Annotated in this window: 16 protein-coding genes; 5 read left to right on the plus strand and 11 right to left on the minus strand. The window is 56.4% G+C overall.

The genetic code is table 11. The annotated features are described in order from the left end of the window. Position 1: 1 nt before the first annotated feature. From rffA to trxA, 10 genes are all read right to left on the minus strand, one after another. Positions 2-1,132 carry a dTDP-4-amino-4,6-dideoxygalactose transaminase gene (rffA, locus tag KHQ26_RS08035; protein WP_002883310.1) on the minus strand — a complete coding sequence of 377 codons (1,131 nt, stop codon included), beginning with the start codon at positions 1,130-1,132 and terminating at the stop codon, positions 2-4. A gap of 5 nt (positions 1,133-1,137) precedes the next feature. Beyond that, positions 1,138-1,812, minus strand: a complete 675-nt coding sequence (rffC, locus tag KHQ26_RS08040) for a dTDP-4-amino-4,6-dideoxy-D-galactose acyltransferase (protein WP_004146507.1) — start codon at positions 1,810-1,812, stop codon at positions 1,138-1,140. Then, positions 1,790-2,671: a glucose-1-phosphate thymidylyltransferase RfbA gene (gene rfbA / locus KHQ26_RS08045; RefSeq protein WP_019704852.1), complete on the minus strand. Its 882-nt coding sequence runs from the start codon at positions 2,669-2,671 to the stop codon at positions 1,790-1,792. The genes rffC and rfbA overlap by 23 nt, the downstream gene beginning before the upstream one ends. Positions 2,672-2,689: 18 nt before the next feature. Continuing rightward, positions 2,690-3,757: a dTDP-glucose 4,6-dehydratase gene (rffG, locus tag KHQ26_RS08050; protein WP_019704851.1), complete on the minus strand. Its 1,068-nt coding sequence runs from the start codon at positions 3,755-3,757 to the stop codon at positions 2,690-2,692. Further along, positions 3,754-5,016: a UDP-N-acetyl-D-mannosamine dehydrogenase gene (wecC, locus tag KHQ26_RS08055; protein WP_020804046.1), complete on the minus strand. Its 1,263-nt coding sequence runs from the start codon at positions 5,014-5,016 to the stop codon at positions 3,754-3,756. Before wecC ends, rffG begins: the two co-directional genes overlap by 4 nt. Then, positions 5,013-6,143 (minus strand): non-hydrolyzing UDP-N-acetylglucosamine 2-epimerase, encoded by a 1,131-nt coding sequence (gene wecB, locus KHQ26_RS08060; RefSeq protein ID WP_002883297.1) that lies wholly within the window; start codon positions 6,141-6,143, stop codon positions 5,013-5,015. Before wecB ends, wecC begins: the two co-directional genes overlap by 4 nt. Positions 6,144-6,199: 56 nt before the next feature. Continuing rightward, positions 6,200-7,246: an ECA polysaccharide chain length modulation protein gene (gene wzzE, locus KHQ26_RS08065; RefSeq protein WP_002883296.1), complete on the minus strand. Its 1,047-nt coding sequence runs from the start codon at positions 7,244-7,246 to the stop codon at positions 6,200-6,202. A 13-nt stretch (positions 7,247-7,259) separates the two neighbouring features. Continuing rightward, entirely contained in the window at positions 7,260-8,363 is a 1,104-nt protein-coding gene (gene wecA, locus KHQ26_RS08070; RefSeq protein ID WP_002883295.1) for a UDP-N-acetylglucosamine--undecaprenyl-phosphate N-acetylglucosaminephosphotransferase, read from the minus strand. A 240-nt stretch (positions 8,364-8,603) separates the two neighbouring features. Then, entirely contained in the window at positions 8,604-9,863 is a 1,260-nt protein-coding gene (gene rho, locus KHQ26_RS08075) for a transcription termination factor Rho (protein WP_002883293.1), read from the minus strand. A gap of 330 nt (positions 9,864-10,193) precedes the next feature. Beyond that, entirely contained in the window at positions 10,194-10,523 is a 330-nt protein-coding gene (trxA, locus tag KHQ26_RS08080; RefSeq protein WP_002883224.1) for a thioredoxin TrxA, read from the minus strand. A gap of 341 nt (positions 10,524-10,864) precedes the next feature. Here trxA and rhlB point away from each other — a divergent pair, with 341 nt between their 5' ends. The 5 genes from rhlB to KHQ26_RS08105 all read left to right on the plus strand — a co-directional run bounded on the left by rhlB (position 10,865) and on the right by KHQ26_RS08105 (position 16,617). Then, the gene (gene rhlB, locus KHQ26_RS08085) at positions 10,865-12,130 is read left to right on the plus strand and encodes an ATP-dependent RNA helicase RhlB (RefSeq protein ID WP_002883222.1); all 1,266 of its coding nucleotides are present in this window, start codon (positions 10,865-10,867) and stop codon (positions 12,128-12,130) included. A 118-nt stretch (positions 12,131-12,248) separates the two neighbouring features. After that, positions 12,249-13,757, plus strand: coding sequence for a guanosine-5'-triphosphate,3'-diphosphate diphosphatase (gppA, locus tag KHQ26_RS08090; RefSeq protein WP_004150419.1), 1,509 nt, complete (start codon positions 12,249-12,251; stop codon positions 13,755-13,757). Between the two features lie 19 nt (positions 13,758-13,776). After that, the gene (locus KHQ26_RS08095; RefSeq protein ID WP_002883211.1) at positions 13,777-14,703 is read left to right on the plus strand and encodes a LysR family transcriptional regulator; all 927 of its coding nucleotides are present in this window, start codon (positions 13,777-13,779) and stop codon (positions 14,701-14,703) included. 130 nt (positions 14,704-14,833) lie between these two features. Continuing rightward, on the plus strand, positions 14,834-15,832 hold the full coding sequence (locus KHQ26_RS08100; RefSeq protein WP_004181642.1) for an amidohydrolase family protein: 999 nt from the start codon (positions 14,834-14,836) through the stop codon (positions 15,830-15,832). A 62-nt stretch (positions 15,833-15,894) separates the two neighbouring features. Next, positions 15,895-16,617 (plus strand): DUF554 domain-containing protein, encoded by a 723-nt coding sequence (locus KHQ26_RS08105; RefSeq protein WP_002883185.1) that lies wholly within the window; start codon positions 15,895-15,897, stop codon positions 16,615-16,617. Between the two features lie 4 nt (positions 16,618-16,621). On the opposite strand, the gene rep is transcribed toward KHQ26_RS08105, so the two are convergent. Further along, a complete protein-coding gene (gene rep / locus KHQ26_RS08110) occupies positions 16,622-18,643 on the minus strand; it encodes a DNA helicase Rep (RefSeq protein ID WP_004181641.1) in 2,022 nt (673 codons plus the stop codon). Positions 18,644-18,673: the final 30 nt, after the last annotated feature.

The raw sequence follows: 18,673 nt of genomic DNA on the forward strand, positions 1-18,673 counted from the left end.
ATCAGGAGAAGTAGCTCAGCAGCGAGTTAATCACCGTCCGCTGGTTCACCACAGACAGATTGTAAAACAGCGGCAGGCGTACCAGACGCTCGCTCTCCTGAGTGGTGTAGCGGTCTTCACCGCGGAATTCGCCGAACTGTTCGCCTGCCGGGCAGCTGTGCAGGGGAATGTAATGGAATACCGCGAGGATCTCCGCCTCTTTCAGCCAGGCGATCAGTCTGCTGCGATCCTCGATATCACGCAGCTTAATGTAGAACATGTGCGCGTTTTGCCCGCAGTCGGCCGGAACCGTCGGCAGTTCGATACGCCCGGCGCGCGCCAGCGGCAGCAGCGCATCATAGTAGTTCTGCCACAGGGCCAGGCGCTGCTGGTTGATGCGCTCCGCCGCTTCCAGCTGCGCCCACAGATAGGCGGCCTGCAGGTCGGACATCAGATAGCTGGAGCCAATGTCCCGCCAGGTATATTTATCCACCAGGCCGCGAAAGAACTGGCTGCGGTTGGTGCCTTTTTCGCGAATAATCTCCGCGCGTTCCACCAGCGTGCGATCGTTGATCAGCGTCGCCCCGCCCTCACCGCCGGCGGTGTAGTTTTTGGTTTCATGGAAGCTGAAGCAGCCGATATGGCCGATGGTGCCCAGCGCGCGCCCCTTGTAGGTGGACATCACCCCCTGTGCGGCGTCTTCCACCACAAACAGGTTGTATTTGTCGGCGATGGCCATGATGGTGTCCATCTCGCAGGCTACGCCGGCATAATGCACCGGGACAATCGCCCGGGTTTTATCGGTGATGGCGGCTTCGATGAGCGTTTCGTCGATATTCATCGTATCGCGACGGATATCAACGAAGACGATTTTCGCCCCGCGCAGCACAAAGGCGTTGGCGGTGGAGACAAAGGTATAGCTGGGCATAATCACTTCGTCGCCCGGCTGGATATCCAGCAGCAGCGCGGCCATCTCCAGCGAAGCCGTGCAGGAAGGGGTCAGTAGCGCTTTTGCCGTGCCAAATCGCTGCTCCATCCACTGCTGGCAGCGGCGCGTAAAGCCGCCGTCGCCGCACAGCTTGCCGCTGTTCATCGCAGACTGCATGTAATCAAGCTCGGTTCCAACCACCGGCGGCGCGTTAAATGGGATCATGGGGGTCACCTGTATAGCCAGTAGGCGGTGCTTTCCACGTTAGCACCGCTGAGAATATAACGTTTAAGCGCGGCGGTGTTGCCCATCTGGGTCGCCACCCGCAGTGTAGAAAGTCCGCGCGAGGCGGCCCAGTACCGCGCCGCCTGCATCAACTGCGCCCCGGCGCCGCGTCCGGCCAGCAGGCCGATACGCGCTTCGGTCGCAGTGATCTGCCGCAGGGAGACAAAGGCGCGAATATCGCCCTCAGGATGGCGGTAAATCAGGCACTGATGATCGAAAGTGCCGCGCACCGCATTTTCAATCCACTGGGCATAGAAGCGGCCGCTGGCGTCGGCAGCGTACCAGGGCGCGCGAAAGCGGCTCATGGCAAATGCCTGCGCCGCCTGCTCGCGCAGCGGCGCAATATCCGCTTCCACGGCGACGTCTGCGCCGGCATCTGCAGGGCTGCCCACCGGCAGCGCCAGATCGACCTCACCTTCCACCAGCTGAAAACCCAGCCGCTGCAGCGCGTCCAGCCGGACGGTGTCGCTGGCGGCGATCTTCGCCTGCACTCGCGACCACCCCGCCAGCGCCTCAGGCGTCAGCCGCGGCGCGTGCTCGTCAAAGCGCACGATCGCGCTGTTCACGGCAAAGAAGCGGTTCTCCCACTCCAGGGGGTCAATACTGGCGCGGACGGGCACGGAGCAGATCCAGCAGATATTGGCCGTAGCCGGTTTTTTCCAGCCGCTTCGCCGCACGTTTGACGCCGTCGTCGTCCAGCCAGCCGTTACGCCAGCCGATCTCTTCCAGACAGGCGATTTTAAAGCCCTGGCGCTTCTCGACGGTCTGCACGAACATGCTGGCCTCGATCAGGCTATCGTGGGTGCCGGTGTCCAGCCAGGCAAAGCCGCGTCCAAGCAGTTCGACGGTCAATGCGCCATCCTCCAGATACATCTGGTTGATGGAGGTGATTTCCAGCTCGCCGCGCTCGGATGGTTTGACCCGTTTGGCATACTCCGTCACCTTGCCATCGTAGAAATAGAGACCGGTGACCGCCCAGTTCGACTTCGGCTGCTTCGGCTTCTCTTCCAGCGATAGCGCACGGAAGTTATCATCAAACTCCACCACGCCAAAGCGCTCAGGATCCATCACCTGATAGCCAAAAATCGTCGCCCCTTCCGTGCGGGCAGCGACACTGCGCAGCTTCGGGCTAAAGCTTTGGCCGAAGAAGATATTGTCGCCTAACACCAGACACGCCGGTTCGCCGTTAAGAAAGGCTTCACCGATGATAAACGCCTGGGCTAAACCATCCGGCGTCGGCTGTACGGCATAGTGCAGCGCAATGCCAAACTCTGAGCCATCGCCGAGCAGGCGCTGGAAATCACGTAGGTCTTCCGGCGTGGTGATAATCAGGATCTCACGGATCCCGGCCAGCATTAATACCGACAGCGGGTAGTAGATCATCGGCTTATCGTAGATCGGCAACAGCTGCTTCGATACGCCGCGGGTGATGGGATGTAGCCGCGTTCCGGAACCGCCCGCCAGAATAATACCTTTCATCATTCCCCCCAGAGATGATTAGCTTTGCAGCCCAAGACGCTCGCCCTGATAGCTTCCGTCCTGAACCTGACGCCACCAGGCCTCGTTCGCCAGATACCACGCCACGGTCTTATGCATACCGGAGGTGAAAGTCTCTGCCGGCGTCCAGCCCAGCTCGCGGGCAATCTTCGAGGCATCAATGGCATAGCGCAGATCGTGGCCCGGACGATCGGCAACGAAGGCGATCAGATCGCGATAGTGCGCCACGCCCTGCGGCTTATCCGGCGCCAGCTCTTCCAGCAGCTGACAAATGGTTTCCACCACCTCGATATTTTTACGTTCGTTATGACCGCCGATATTGTAAGTTTCGCCCGGTTCGCCGCGGGTCGCCACCAGATACAGCGCTCTGGCGTGATCTTCCACGTACAGCCAGTCGCGGATCTGTTGTCCATTGCCATACACCGGCAGTGGCTTGCCCGCCAGCGCGTTAAGGATCGTCAGCGGGATCAGCTTCTCGGGAAAGTGATACGGGCCGTAGTTATTTGAGCAGTTGGTGATAAGCGTCGGCAGGCCATAGGTTCGCAGCCAGGCGCGCACCAGGTGGTCGCTGCTGGCTTTCGAAGCCGAATAGGGGCTGCTTGGCGCATAGGGCGTGGTCTCGGTAAAGAAATCATCGCTGCCGTGCAGATCGCCATACACTTCATCGGTGGAGATGTGATGGAAGCGAAACGCCGATTTTTGCGCCGTAGCCAGGGTATTCCACCAGCTACGGGCCGCCTCCAGCAGCGTATAGGTGCCCACGATATTGGTCTCGATAAACGCCGCCGGGCCGTCAATCGAACGATCGACATGGCTTTCCGCCGCCAGGTGCATCACCGTATCCGGTTGATGCTGACGAAAAATGCGATCCAGCTCGGCGCGGTCGCAGATATCCACCTGTTCAAAGGCGAAACGCGCATCCTGCGCCACCGGCGCCAGCGACATTAAATTGCCGGCGTAGGTCAGTTTATCCACCACCACCACGCGATCGGCGGTGTGCTGGATAATCTCCCGCACTACCGCCGAACCAATGAAGCCCGCGCCGCCGGTGACCAGAATGGTTCTCACCGCCACACTCCTTTGGTGTCGACGATAAACGCCTGGGTGACGCTATCGCCGCTAACGGCTTTAAATTGGTTATGATCGACCAACATCACCAGCACCTCGGCGCTGGCCAGCGCCGCCTCAAGGGTCGCCAGCGTACACAGTCCATCGAGTTTCTTCGGCAGCGCGTGAATGTTGGGCTCAACCACCTGGGTCGTGCCGCTGTGCCAGCGGGCAATCTGCGCGGCAATTTCCATCGCCGGACTTTCGCGCAGGTCGTCAATATTCGGTTTAAAAGCGAGGCCAAAACAGGCGATCGTCAGTTCGCTGGCCCGCTTGTTGGTGGCATTCAGGCAGTCCGCCACCTGCGCTTTCACCTGTTCGATAACCCATTCCGGCTTGTGGTCGTTGACCTCGCGAGCGGTGCGGATCAGACGCGCCTGCTGCGGGTTTTGCGCCACGATAAACCATGGGTCGACGGCGATACAGTGGCCGCCAACACCCGGGCCCGGCTGCAGGATATTGACGCGCGGATGGCGGTTCGCCAGGCGGATCAGCTCCCAGACGTTAATCCCCTGGTCGGCGCAAATCAGCGACAGTTCGTTGGCAAAAGCGATGTTGACGTCGCGGAAGCTGTTTTCCGTCAGCTTGCACATCTCGGCGGTGCGCGAGTTGGTCACCACGCATTCGCCTTCAAGGAAGATTTTATACAGCTCGCTGGCGCGAGCGGAGCAGACCGGCGACATGCCGCCGATAACACGGTCGTTTTTAATCAGCTCGACCATCACCTGACCGGGCAATACCCGCTCCGGGCAGTAGGCGATATTCACGTCCGCCGCTTCACCCACCTGCTGGGGGAAGCTAAGATCCGGGCGCATCTCCGCCAGCCACTCGGCCATCTGTTCGGTCGACCCGACCGGTGAGGTGGACTCGAGGATCACCAGCGACCCTTTCTTTAACGTCGGCGCAATGGATTTGGCGGCCGACTCGACAAACACCATATCCGGCTCGTGGCGATCTTTAAACGGCGTCGGCACGGCAATCAGGTAAGCATCCGCCTCCACCGGAGTGGTGGTGGCGCTTAAATACCCCTGCTCGACCGCGGTCTTCACCACGCTCGCCAGATCTGGCTCCACGATATGAATCTCTCCACGGTTAATGGTCTCCACGGCATGTTGATTAACATCAACGCCGACCACCCGCTTCTGCCGGGAGGCGAACGCGGCAGCGGTTGGCAGCCCGATATAGCCAAGGCCAATCACTGAAATGGTAGAAAAACTCATAGCGTTACCTGATTATTTTTAAGTGCAGACAAAATGCGACGACATGCTTCGCCATCGCCATAGGGATTATGCGCGCGGCTCATCGCCTGGTATGCAGCATCATCCTCCAGCAGTCGCGTCACTTCCGCGACGATGCGCTGGCTGTCGGTGCCCACCAGACACACGGTGCCGGCGGCCACCGCTTCCGGACGTTCGGTCATATCGCGCATGACCAGCACCGGCTTACCCAGCGAGGGGGCCTCTTCCTGAATGCCGCCGGAATCGGTCAGGATCAGCCAGGCGCGATCCATCAGCCAGACGAACGGCAGGTAATCCTGCGGTTCAATCAACATCACATTGTCAATATGACCAAGAATACGATTCACCGGCTCGCTGACATTAGGATTCAGGTGAACCGGATAGACAATCTGCACCTCAGGGTGGGTATGGGCTATCTCGGCCAGCGCCTGGCAGATCTGTTCAAAACCGAGCCCAAAGCTTTCCCGCCGGTGGCCGGTAACCAGAATCATCTTTTTACCGTGGCTGATGAAAGGATAGCGCTGCAGCAGGGTCTCCCGTAGCGCTTCATCACCCAGCACCCGATCCCGCACCCAGAACAGGGCGTCAATGACCGTATTCCCGGTAACCGTGATCCGACTGTCGGCAATATTTTCCCGCAGCAGGTTCTGCCGCGAGGTTTCCGTGGGGGCGAAATGGTATGTCGCCAGATGGCCGGTCAACGTACGGTTGCCTTCTTCCGGCCACGGCGAACTTAAATCGCCGGTGCGCAGGCCGGCCTCTACGTGACCCACCGGTATCCGCTGGTAAAACGCCGCCAGGCTCGCCGCCATGGTGGTGGTGGTATCGCCATGCACCAGCACCACGTCGGGTTTAAACGACTCCAGCACCGGCTTCAGCCCTTCAAGGATGCGACAGGTGATCTCGGTCAGCCCCTGCCCCGGCTTCATGATGTTGAGATCGTAGTCCGGGACAATAGAGAAAAGTTTCAACACCTGATCGAGCATCTCCCGATGCTGCGCGGTCACGCATACTTTCGCCTCAAAATGAGGATCCTTTGCCAGCGCATGGACCAGAGGCGCCATCTTGATGGCTTCCGGCCTCGTGCCAAATACAGTTAGTACTTTCACATCGATTCTCTTCGATTAGGCGATGAAGGTCATCTGCCCTTCACCACAGGCCGCAATCACAGGACACGACGACGCGATAACGCCACGCCTGCGCCGATGAGCGCACCCACAATCCCCCACATCACCATCAGAAATACACGGCGCGGGCTATCGCGTTTTACAGGTTCTTCCGGCGTCCGCAAATACCGGTAAGTCTGAAAACGCGGATCTAACGTTGGACCGACGTTCAACGTGCTCAGCATGGCGCGGTTCTGGTCGTAATCGAGGTCATATTCCGGCCCGACGGCCTGCAGGTTTTCCAGCCTGGCCTGCAGCATCGGCCTGCCCAATAAAAATAGCTCTGAATCCGGCAACTGATCGGCAGGAACATCCGTTTCGCTACGTGAAATATTGTGCTGCTGAGCCACCTTCAGCGCCTGCTCCACGCTGTGCGTCCGGCGGTTGAAGATGGCCTCGGCCACCTCTTCCTGGCGCTTCACCTGCGCCTTCATCTGCACCGTCCGCGCCGCCCAGGCGCCTTTAAGTTCGTCGTTAAGATGGCCTGCCGCCCGCTGGCTGGCGAAGGCCACATACTGACGCAACAGATTATTGGCATCCTGCCCGGTCTCGGCGGTCAGTTTGACGCTGTCGTTAATGCTCTTGGCCGCATCGCCTGGCATAAACTGGATATTGTTAATCAGGTCATCCAGCATCGCCGCATCAGCGCGGGCATTACCCGACTGACGCTGCTTGTAGTAGTCCGTTTGCAGCCAGAAATCGCGCCGGGTATCCCAGGAGGCCAGCTGCATGATGAACTCTTTATACGCTTCATCCATGGCGGAAGGCTGGTCGACCGAGGCGAGGTCGGCTTTAATGTCCAGATTGCGTAAGAACTGCTGTTGGGAATAGTATCCCCCCAACATATTGACAGTAGGCCGATCGGTGATCGCCGTGGCGCTCCACTCCTGGCGAGCAAAGAAGGTGTACACCAGCACGATGGCGGCGAAGAGTACGGCGCCGCCGACTATCCAGCCTTTTCCTGCCCATAAAGCGCGAAACAGCCCGCGAATATCCAGCTCGTTCTCAACGTTCACTGCTTGTGCTCCCGGTAATGGTTGAGTCATCACATCCCCAGCTCTACTTGGTTAGTTTCGGATTATTGCCGCTGTGTCGCCGAATTCTGCGTCTGATGCGCTTAACCAGGCGCGCCACTTTCCAGGCGCGCTTAATACAGTAGCCATAAAGAAAGAAGGCTACCAAAAAGAGAATTAACATCACCCATTCCGGCACAATGCGGGTGTACTCCGCCACGACGCCAACCAGCGCCAGCAGGGCGGCGGCCAGGGTAATCAGGACAAACGCCTGGCGGGAAGTAAACCCGGCGCGCATGATCAAATGATGAATATGCTGACGGTCCGGTGAGAAAGGACTCATGCCTTTGCGCAGGCGGCGATACATAATCGCCACCATATCCATCAGCGGGATAGCGATAATCCACAGCGCGGTCACCGGGCTAATGGGATGCGTTTTACCTTGCGTGGTTTCCAGCAGGATCCAGATGATGGTGAAGCCAATCATCGTGCTGCCGGCGTCACCCATAAAGACTTTATAGCGGCGGCCGAGGGCGCCAAGATTGAGAAGAATATAGGGTAGAATGGCGGCGATCATCGCGAAACACCACATCGCCAGGCTGTACTGACCATCAAACCAAAGGATAATCCCGGTCGCCGCAAAAGAGACCGATGACAGTCCGCCGAGCAGGCCGTCGATACCATCGACCATGTTGAACGCATTGATAGCGGCCCAGACGGCAAACAGCGTCAGGAAGAAGCCGAAGGGCCCCAGCACCAGTTCCCACGATCCAAAAATAAAGCCCAAACTACTCAGATGCAGATTCCCTGCCATCATCATAATCACGGCGATCGCGGCCTGAATGACCGCGCGAATTTTCACGCTGATGTCGAAGCGATCGTCAAGCGCGCCAACCAGCACCAATACCCCCGCGCAGGCCAGATACAGCGAGGCGTGAGGAATATAATAATCGGCGATGGCGAAAGTGAAACAGATACCTGCATAAACTGAGATACCACCGACCAACGGAATCAACCCCTGATGCCGTTTGCGATAGTTGGGTTTATCCACTAACCCGATCTTTTTTGCCACTTTCCGCGCGACAAAAATAAAGAGGGTCGTGAATAAGAAAATACTGATTAATTCAGTAATAGCAGTGAGTAAATTCACAACGCATGTGCTCTCAGCATAGTTAATCCGGGAAGTATAGCGATGATGCCCCAACTCCAGAAGGGGAAAAGCAGAACATTACAAATTTATTGTATAGATTTTAGTCTGTTAAAGCTGTCTCCGCCTGCTATCCGGCGCCATTATACGACAACTTTCGTCCCGCTTTCTCTGTCTCTGGATCATACAAACCCCAAAATGAAAACGCCACGCAAAGGCGTGGCGTTTTTGGCTTTTTTTACCTTACGAGCGCTTCATCATATCGAAGAAGTCATCATTCGTCTTGGTCATTGCCAGCTTATTGATGAGGAATTCCATCGCATCAATCTCACCCATCGGATGGATAATTTTGCGCAGGATCCACATTTTCTGCAGCTCTTCCTGAGTGGTAAGCAGCTCTTCTTTACGGGTACCGGAACGGTTGTAGTCGATAGCCGGGAAGACGCGTTTTTCAGCAATCTTACGAGAGAGGTGCAGTTCCATGTTACCGGTGCCTTTAAACTCTTCGTAGATAACTTCGTCCATTTTGGAACCGGTGTCGATCAGCGCCGTGGCGATGATGGTCAGGCTACCGCCCTCCTCGACGTTACGTGCCGCACCAAAGAAACGCTTCGGACGGTGCAGGGCGTTGGCGTCCACACCACCGGTCAACACTTTACCGGAAGCCGGAACCACGGTGTTGTAGGCACGCGCCAGACGGGTAATAGAGTCGAGCAGGATGATAACGTCTTTCTTGTGTTCAACCAGACGTTTCGCTTTCTCAATAACCATCTCGGCAACCTGCACGTGACGGGATGCCGGCTCGTCAAAGGTGGAAGCAACCACTTCACCTTTCACCAGACGCTGCATCTCGGTCACTTCTTCCGGACGTTCGTCGATCAGCAGTACCATCAGGACACAGTCCGGGTGGTTGTATGCGATGCTCTGCGCGATGTTCTGCAGCAGCATGGTTTTACCGGCTTTCGGCGGCGCGACGATGAGGCCACGCTGGCCGCGGCCAATCGGGGAGGCCAGATCCAGTACGCGAGCGGTTAAGTCTTCGGTAGAACCGTTACCACGCTCCATACGCAGGCGAGAGTTCGCGTGCAGCGGCGTTAAGTTCTCGAACAGGATCTTGTTACGCGCGTTTTCCGGCTTGTCGTAGTTAACTTCGTTAACTTTCAGCAGCGCAAAGTAACGTTCACCCTCTTTCGGAGGACGAATCTTACCGGAAATGGTGTCACCAGTGCGGAGGTTGAAACGGCGGATTTGGCTGGGGGATACGTAGATGTCGTCAGGGCCGGCGAGGTAGGAGCTGTCTGCGGAGCGGAGGAATCCAAATCCATCCTGCAGTATCTCCAGTACGCCGTCGCCAAAGATATCTTCGCCACTCTTCGAATGCTGCTTGAGGATGGCAAAAATAATATCCTGCTTACGCATACGAGCCAGGTTTTCCAGCCCCATATTTTCGCCGAGAGTAATCAGCTCAGAAACCGGCGTATTCTTTAATTCGGTAAGATTCATAGTGGTGTGGGTTCTTAAACTCGGGGTAAATCTCGAACTTAATGTTGTGAATGGTATGGCAGGAACTTCCATGCCTGTTAACGGCCTTCATCTCGTGTCTGTACGTTGCCTGGTCACAGGAAAGAACGCAGAACTGAAACGACTAGACGGAATGAGTGAAAAGCCCGGAATTATTAGCTTCACGCGCATTTATGCGGGATGCTTCGGGTAAAACAAGATTCAAACAAGGTATGTTTAAAACGAAGTCTGTGGATTAACTTAGCACGACTCCAGCCGGGCGTCCAGAGTTCCGCAAAAAATAGGAATCTGGACGCCGGAACAGCAATTCGCTTACGCCAGGTTAGCGTCGAGGAACTCTTTCAGCTGACCCTTGGACAGGGCGCCAACTTTAGTGGCCGCCACTTCGCCGTTTTTAAACAGCAGCAGGGTTGGGATACCGCGAATGCCGTATTTCGGCGCAGTGCCCGGGTTCTGGTCAATGTTCAGCTTAGCTACGGTCAGTTTGCCCTGATACTCTTCAGCGATCTCATCCAGAATCGGGGCGATCATTTTGCACGGACCACACCACTCTGCCCAGAAATCGACGAGGGTCAGCCCGTCAGCCTTGAGTACGTCCGTGTCAAAACTGTCGTCAGTCAGGTGAATAATTTTATCGCTCATATTTAACTCCACAGGAATAAGCCTGGTGTGTTGGTGTCGTAGCCATCAACGACGCGCTGCGGCTACGTTATGCACGCTATTCTTCAGGATACCTCAATTCTCTGGCCTGCCAACTGGCGCAATCCATCATGGACTCGCCTGTTGACGCCAGGGTGCCCGAACGCGAACTGCATGCTGCAGATTTATCGCTCCCGACTCGCTTAGTAGTCTAAGCTATCCTGGATTCGTTCAGTTACCGTAGACGTACCTTGAATAATTTCGTACACCGCCAACGAAAGGTTGACGTTATTTCACCGGATACGCTTTCTTAATGCAATAGTTAGCTGATATTCTACCACACTATGAGCAAAACACATTTAACAGAACAGAAGTTTTCCGACTTCGCCCTGCACCCGGCAGTCATTGAAGCCCTTGAAAAGAAAGGGTTTCATAATTGCACACCCATTCAGGCCCTCGCCCTTCCGCTGACGCTGGAAGGCCGCGATGTCGCCGGGCAGGCGCAAACCGGTACCGGTAAAACGATGGCGTTCCTGACGTCAACGTTTCATTATCTTCTCTCTCACCCGGCTATCGCCGATCGCCAGGTTAACCAACCGCGCGCGCTGATTATGGCGCCGACGCGTGAACTGGCGGTACAGATCCACGCCGACGCTGAGCCACTGGCGCAGGCCACCGGTCTGAAGCTGGGTCTGGCTTACGGCGGCGACGGCTACGATAAGCAGTTGAAAGTGCTGGAAAGCGGCGTCGATATTCTGATCGGTACCACTGGTCGTCTGATCGATTACGCGAAGCAGAACCACATTAACCTCGGCGCCATTCAGGTTGTCGTGCTGGACGAAGCCGATCGCATGTACGATCTCGGCTTTATTAAAGATATCCGCTGGCTGTTCCGCCGCATGCCGCCGGCCACTCAGCGCCTGAACATGCTGTTCTCCGCGACCCTTTCTTATCGCGTCCGCGAACTGGCGTTCGAACAAATGAATAACGCCGAGTACGTTGAAGTCGAGCCGGAACAGAAGACAGGCCACCGTATTAAAGAAGAGCTCTTCTACCCGTCCAATGAAGAAAAAATGCGCCTGCTGCAGACGCTGCTGGAAGAAGAGTGGCCCGATCGCGCCATCGTTTTCGCCAATACCAAGCACCGTTGCGAAGATATCTGGGGCCATCTCGCCGCCGACGGCCATCGCGTAGGTCTGCTGACCGGCGACGTGGCGCAGAAAAAACGTCTGCGCATTCTCGAAGAATTTACCCGTGGCGACCTCGATATTCTGGTCGCGACCGATGTTGCCGCCCGTGGCTTACATATTCCGGCCGTGACTCACGTCTTTAACTACGATCTGCCGGACGACTGCGAAGATTACGTTCACCGCATCGGCCGTACCGGTCGCGCTGGCGCCAGCGGTCACTCCATTAGCCTCGCCTGCGAAGAGTATGCGCTGAATCTGCCGGCGATCGAAACCTATATTGGTCACTCAATTCCGGTCAGTAAGTACAACCCGGACGCGCTGATGACCGACCTGCCTAAGCCGCTGCGTCTGACCCGTGCGCGCCCAGGCAACGGCCCGCGCCGTAACGGTCCACCGCGCAATCGTCGTCGTTCAGGTTAAGAGATCTATGCCATACGCTCAGTCATTCAGAATCTGCCAGGGCGACCTTCCTCTGGCGACCCGCTCAGTGATGTGGATCGGGCCTAAGCGCCCCACCGACCAGGGAGCCTTCTGAACGATGAAGAGTATGAGCTCCACCTCGCTATATGCCGCCATTGATTTGGGCTCCAATAGTTTCCATATGTTGGTGGTGCGCGAGGTGGCGGGCAGCATCCAGACGCTGAGCCGCATTAAGCGTAAGGTTCGACTGGCCGCCGGCCTGAATAGCGACAACACCCTCTCCGCAGAAGCGATGGAACGGGGCTGGCAGTGCTTACGCCTGTTTGCCGAGCGCCTGCAGGATATTCCGCCGACGCAAATCCGCGTCGTGGCCACCGCCACGCTGCGTCTTGCCGTCAATGCGGGGGAGTTTCTGGCGAAAGCGCAGGAGATCCTCGGCACTCCAGTGCAAGTGATCAGCGGCGAAGAAGAAGCGCGCCTGATTTACCAGGGTGTCGCCCACACCACCGGCGGCGCCGATCAGCGCCTGGTGGTCGATATCGGCGGTGCCAGCACCGAGCTGGTGACCGGGACCGGCGCACAAACAACCTCGCTGTTTAGCCTGTCGATGGGCTGTGTCACCTGGCTTGAACGCTATTTTGCCGACCGTAGTCTGACGAAAGAGAATTTCGATCTCGCCGAAGCGGCTGCGCGCGAGGTACTACTGCCCGTCGCCGATGTGCTGCGCTATCACGGATGGAAAGTGTGCGTTGGCGCCTCCGGCACCGTTCAGGCTCTGCAGGAAATTATGATGGCGCAGGGGATGGATGAACGAATCACCCTCGCCAAACTCCAGCAGCTTAAACAGCGCGCTATCCAGTGCGGACGTCTGGAAGAGCTGGAGATCGAAGGCTTAACCCTTGAGCGGGCGCTGGTGTTTCCTAGCGGGCTGGCGATCCTGATCGCTATCTTCAGCGAACTGAATATTCAGTGTATGACCCTCGCGGGCGGCGCGTTACGCGAAGGCCTGGTGTACGGCATGCTGCATCTCTCCGTTGAGCAGGACATCCGCAGCCGCACGCTGCGTAATATTCAGCGTCGTTTTATGATCGACACCGAACAGGCCCAGCGCGTCGGCGGCCTTGCCAGTCATCTGCTCAGTCAGTTGGATGGCAGCTGGGAGCTGGATCCGCTAAGCCGTGATTTACTCCTTAGCGCCTGTGCGCTGCATGAAATTGGGCTGAGCGTGGATTTTAAGCGCGCGCCGCAGCACGCTGCCTATCTGGTCAATAACCTCGACCTGCCGGGCTTTACCCCAGCGCAGAAGAAGCTGATTGCCACGCTGCTCCTTAACCAGACTAACGCTATCGACCTCTCTTCGCTTCATCAACAGAATGCCGTCCCACCGCGGGTGGCTGAGCATCTGTGTCGTCTGCTGCGACTGGCAATCCTGTTTGCCAGCCGGCGGCGCGACGATCTGTTGCCCGCCATTCAGCTGACCGCTCAAGACGAACAACTGACGCTGATATTGCCGGGAAACTGGCTGGATGAACATCCGCTGGGTCGGGAGATGGTCGATCAGGAGTGTCAGTGGCAAAGCTACGTCCACTGGATACTTCGGGTCGCCAGCGGCGATACGCTGAAATAATATCCAGCCAAGAGGGCGGATGCGGGAAGAACTGGATTTCAAATCGCTACGCTTTTTCTCTGCGCTCTACCGCTTGGGCAATGTTTCCCCAGCAGCGGACGCGCTCGATATCAGCCAGCCCACCGGCAGCCTTTTGCTGAAAAAACTACGAGATCATTTTGCTGACCCGCTGTTTGTCCGGGTCGGGCAGCGGATGATTCCGACGCCGCGAGCGGACGCGATCGCCCCCACCATCTCGACTCTTCTCCAGCTTGCCGATAACGATTTAGCGGTCAAACCTGAATTTCTTCCCCAGCAGAGCCAGCGTAATTTTACGATCGGTATGACCGATATCAGCCAAATGACGCTGCTGCCTTTATTGCAAATTGCGCTCCAGCAGCAGGCGGCGGACGGGATCACCTTTACGGTACAGAATCTGGATGAGCAGACCCTCAACGCCCTCGAATCCGGGAAATGCGATCTCGCGATCGGCTATCTGACGCAGCTTCCGGAAAGCGTCTACCAGCAACATCTCTTCGATCAATCATATGTCTGCCTGGCTGCGGAAAACCATCCTCGCATTCGTGCACAGCTCCGCGCCGAAGACTGGCGCCAGGAAAAGCATCTGGCGATCCGCGTGGAGGGGACTGCCCATGGCGATATGGATAAGCTGCTTGATGAGCACCACATGCCCCGGCGCATTGCGCTAACGTTACCAAGTTTTTTAGGTACCGGTGAGCTGGTGGCCGAAAGCGATATGATTGCCGTCGTCCCGGAACAGGTGGCGCGGCATATCACCCGGCGCTATCCCTGCCGCAGCTGGCCGCTGCCTTTTCCCCTCGCCAAAATCGCCATCCGTCAGGTCTGGCATCAGCGGCTGCACCGCGATCCCGGACATATCTGGCTACGCTCGCTGATCGCTACGCTTGCCGATCCCGCACAGCAGAGTACTTCTATTAAAATCTAAGTAACAAAATACGCCCGTGTATTGGTTTTATTAATAACCCCTATTACGTTTGGTTTATTGCTGGTAATACGTGAAAGCTTTTATTCTCCTCGCATCAAGCCACACTGACTCATATCGCAAGGAAAATATCATGCGCGGAAAAATTGCTTTAGAAGAACACGTATCCACTCCTGAAAATAACCGTCTGTGGGATTCATCTGGTGAAGCAGGTCGTAACGGCACAGAATATATGAAAGATGTTGAACGCCGCCTGCTGGATCGCAGCATTCAGCTGGAAGAAATGGCGCAGCGTCATATTGATCATGTAATTCTTTCTCTGACTTCACCTGGCGCCCAGTCTATTTTAGATAAAGCCAAAGCCGTCTCTTTTGCCCGCGATACCAACGATTTTATCGTTGAGAATTATGTTAAGCCAAATCCGGACAAATTCAGCGCCTTCGCCACCCTGGCATTGCAGAACCCGGAAGCCGCGGCGGAAGAGCTGGAGCGCGCCGTGAAAAAGTTAGGCATGAAAGGTGCGCTGATCAACGGCTACACCAACGTTAAAGATAGCGAGCATGGCCTCTATCTTGATGACGAATCCATGCTGGTATTCTGGGATAAGGTCAACGAGCTGAACGTGCCTGTCTATCTGCATCCTCGTGAACCGCTGGAAGGCCCGGCGCGCGGCATCTATACCGGTTACGAAAGCCTGATCGGCTCTGCCTGGGGCTTCGCTCAGGAAACGGCAGTGCATGCTATTCGTCTGATGATGAGCGGTCTGTTCGATCGTTATCCTAACCTCAATCTGGTGCTGGGTCACCTCGGCGAAGGGCTGGTACATATGCTGCCGCGCACTCAACATCGTCTCTATCGTCAGCGTTTCGGCTGCGGTCTGGGTAAAGCGGAAAAACCGTTAATGCACTACCTGCAGAATAACTTCATCGTTACCACCAGCGGCCATTTCAATACCCATTCACTGAATAATGCTATTGAAGTCATGGGCGCCGATCGCGTGATGTTCTCTGTCGATTATCCGTATGAAGATATTCATCAGGCCTGCGACTGGTTTGATCCTTTAGAACTTGAAGCAGGCCTGAAAGAGAAAATCGCCTGGGGTAATGCCAGCCGCGTATTTAACATTAAATAATTAATTTAAATATTTCAGGGCCTGTATATTCAGGCCCTGATTTTTATTAGGGAAAATAAATTATGGCTATAGGTATATTTGTCTGTAGCGGCTCGCTTCTCGTCGGTGCGCTGGCGGGCGCTTCACTGAATCGTTTTATTCCGGAACATTTCAAAAAAACCTTACCGTTGATCGCCGGACTGATCTCAATCAGTATGGGCATATTCTTTGTCAATAAATTGCATAACCTGCCGCCGATTGCCTTGGCTATTATTGTCGGCACGATTATCGGCGGCCTGTTGAATATTGAAAAATGGATTGAACGAGCCGGAACAACGCTGCGCAGCCCCATTGAACGTATCTTTCCGGCGCAGTCCAGCGCCAGCGTCGGTGCGGAAGATTTTATGAATCAGTTTATCGCCGTGCTGATCCTGTTCTGCGCCAGCGGTACCGGCATCTTCGGCGCCTTAACCGAAGGGATGACCGGCGACCCGACCATTCTGCTGACCAAGTCGATCCTCGACTTTTTTACTGCCGCGATTTTCGCCTCCACGCTGGGGTATATCATCACCGTGATCTTTATTCCCCAGCTGATTGTTTTCGTTATCCTGTTTTTCGCGGCAACCTTTATCATGGCGTTAATCAATCCGTCGATGATCGCCGACTTCACCGCCTGCGGCGGCATCATTATGCTGGCGACCGGTTTCCGTCTGTGCGGGATCCGTGCCTTCCCTACCGCCAATATGCTGCCCTCGCTAATACTGGTGATGCCCTTCTCCGCCGCCTGGCAGCAGTTTATCGCCTGAGACGCTAAGCTTTTTTCGCCTTTGCCAGCATCGCCCGAATATTAGCGACGTTGGCCTGGCCTTTTTGCATCCGCTCTTCAGGCGTAATGGTTTTGCGTGCCTGCTCCCAGATAAGGTCGTCCTGAGGTAGCTCCAGCAGAAAACGACTCGGTTCAGGACGCACCAGTTCGCCATATTGCCGGCGCTCCTTACAGAGCGTAAAGGTCAGCTCTTTCTGCGCACGGGTGATGCCAACGTAGGCTAACCGTCGCTCTTCATCGACGTTATCTTCATCAATGCTGCTTTGGTGCGGCAGCAATCCCTCTTCCATTCCCACCAGATAGACGTAGGGGAACTCCAGCCCCTTTGACGCATGGAGAGTCATCAGCTGCACCTGATCCAGCTCTTCATCCGATTCGCCGCGCTCCATCATGTCGCGCAGGGTAAAGCGGGTGACCACCTGGGTCAGGGTCATCGGCTCATCGATTTCGCTGCCTTCCAGCATCTCGGTCATCCAGGTAAACAGCTGGTTGACGTTTTTCATGCGCATTTCCGCGGCTTTCGGGCTGGGTGAGGTTTCATACAGCCAGGATTCGTAGTCGATCCCGCGAATCAAATCGCGCACGGCGTTGACCGGCTCGCGTTCGGCCAGCTGCTGGATCTCGCGTAGCCAGTGGGTGAAGCGGGTGAGGGATTCATAGCCGCGCCCGGTCAGCGTCTGGCTGAGACCCATATCAAAGCTGGCGGTGAACAATCCTTTGTTGCGGCCCATCGCCCACTCACCGAGCTTTTGCAGCGTCGCCGGGCCGATCTCGCGCTTCGGCGTGTTGACGATACGCAGGAAGGCGCTGTCGTCGTCCGGGTTGGTCAGCACGCGCAGATAGGCCAGCAGATCTTTAATTTCCGGACGCGAAAAGAACGACGTGCCGCCGGAGATTTTGTACGGGATGCGGTTCTGCATCAGCATCTTTTCAAAGACCCGCGACTGGTGATTGCCGCGATAAAGGATCGCGTAGTCTTTGTAATTGGTTTTATTAATGAAGTGGTGGGCGATCAGCTCCCCGGCCACGCGCTCCGCTTCATGATCTTCATTGTTGGCGGAGAGCACTTTCAGCTCCGCGCCATATCCCAGTTCGGAGAACAGCCGCTTTTCAAAGACGTGAGGGTTATTGGCGATCAAAATATTGGCGGCTTTCAGAATACGCCCGGATGAGCGGTAGTTCTGCTCAAGCTTGATCACCTGCAGCGCCGGGAAGTCCTGGCTGAGCAGCACCAGGTTCTGCGGCCGCGCGCCGCGCCACGAGTAGATCGACTGGTCGTCATCGCCCACCACGGTAAAGCGCGCCCGCTGACCCACCAGCAGTTTCACCAGCTCATACTGGCTGGTATTGGTATCCTGATACTCATCCACCAGCAGGTAGCGGATCTTATTTTGCCAGCGCTCGCGCACCTCCTCGTTGCGCTGCAGCAGCAGCGTTGGCAGCAGGATCAGATCGTCAAAATCGAGGACATTGCAGGCCTTCATGTGCGCGTCGTATAGCCCATAGCAGTGGGCGAAAATACGATCCCGTTCGCCTTTCGCGCCAGCGGCGGCCTGCGCCGGGGTTTTTAGATCGTTTTTCCAGTTGGAGATCGTCGAGATCAGCTGCTGAAGCACCACTTTGTCATCTTCGATCAACCCTTCGGTCAGTTCCTTAAGCAGCGCCACCTGGTCGGTATCGTCGAATAAGGAAAAGTTAGACTTCATACCCAGCGCAGCGTATTCGCGCTTAATGATATCCAGCCCCAAAGTGTGGAAGGTGGAAATCATCAGGCCACGCGCCTCTTTGCGCCCCAGCGTTTGCCCAACGCGCTCTTTCATCTCGCGCGCGGCTTTGTTGGTAAAGGTCACGGCCGCGATATGGCGCGCCTGATAGCCGCAGCCGCGGATCAGGTGGGCGATTTTATTCGTAATAACGCGGGTCTTACCGGAACCGGCGCCCGCCAGCACCAGGCACGGTCCGGTGACGAATTCGACGGCTTGTTGTTGGCCAGGGTTTAAACGCATGGGAGTCTTGCTCAATCTTCGAACGGGGTG

This window comes from Klebsiella sp. 10, from assembly GCF_018223925.1.
Classification (GTDB): Bacteria; Pseudomonadota; Gammaproteobacteria; order Enterobacterales; family Enterobacteriaceae; genus Klebsiella; species Klebsiella pneumoniae.

Coding starts and splice junctions, on each gene's coding strand:
- rho (WP_002883293.1), bottom strand. CDS start 9,863: ATGAATCTTACCGAATTAAAGAATACGCCGGTTTCTGAGCTGATTACT.
- KHQ26_RS08105 (WP_002883185.1), top strand. CDS start 15,895: ATGGCTATAGGTATATTTGTCTGTAGCGGCTCGCTTCTCGTCGGTGCG.
- rfbA (WP_019704852.1), bottom strand. CDS start 2,671: ATGAAAGGTATTATTCTGGCGGGCGGTTCCGGAACGCGGCTACATCCC.
- rffA (WP_002883310.1), bottom strand. CDS start 1,132: ATGATCCCATTTAACGCGCCGCCGGTGGTTGGAACCGAGCTTGATTAC.
- KHQ26_RS08100 (WP_004181642.1), top strand. CDS start 14,834: ATGCGCGGAAAAATTGCTTTAGAAGAACACGTATCCACTCCTGAAAAT.
- rep (WP_004181641.1), bottom strand. CDS start 18,643: ATGCGTTTAAACCCTGGCCAACAACAAGCCGTCGAATTCGTCACCGGA.
- wzzE (WP_002883296.1), bottom strand. CDS start 7,246: ATGACTCAACCATTACCGGGAGCACAAGCAGTGAACGTTGAGAACGAG.
- KHQ26_RS08095 (WP_002883211.1), top strand. CDS start 13,777: ATGCGGGAAGAACTGGATTTCAAATCGCTACGCTTTTTCTCTGCGCTC.
- rhlB (WP_002883222.1), top strand. CDS start 10,865: ATGAGCAAAACACATTTAACAGAACAGAAGTTTTCCGACTTCGCCCTG.
- gppA (WP_004150419.1), top strand. CDS start 12,249: ATGAAGAGTATGAGCTCCACCTCGCTATATGCCGCCATTGATTTGGGC.
- wecC (WP_020804046.1), bottom strand. CDS start 5,016: ATGAGTTTTTCTACCATTTCAGTGATTGGCCTTGGCTATATCGGGCTG.
- trxA (WP_002883224.1), bottom strand. CDS start 10,523: ATGAGCGATAAAATTATTCACCTGACTGACGACAGTTTTGACACGGAC.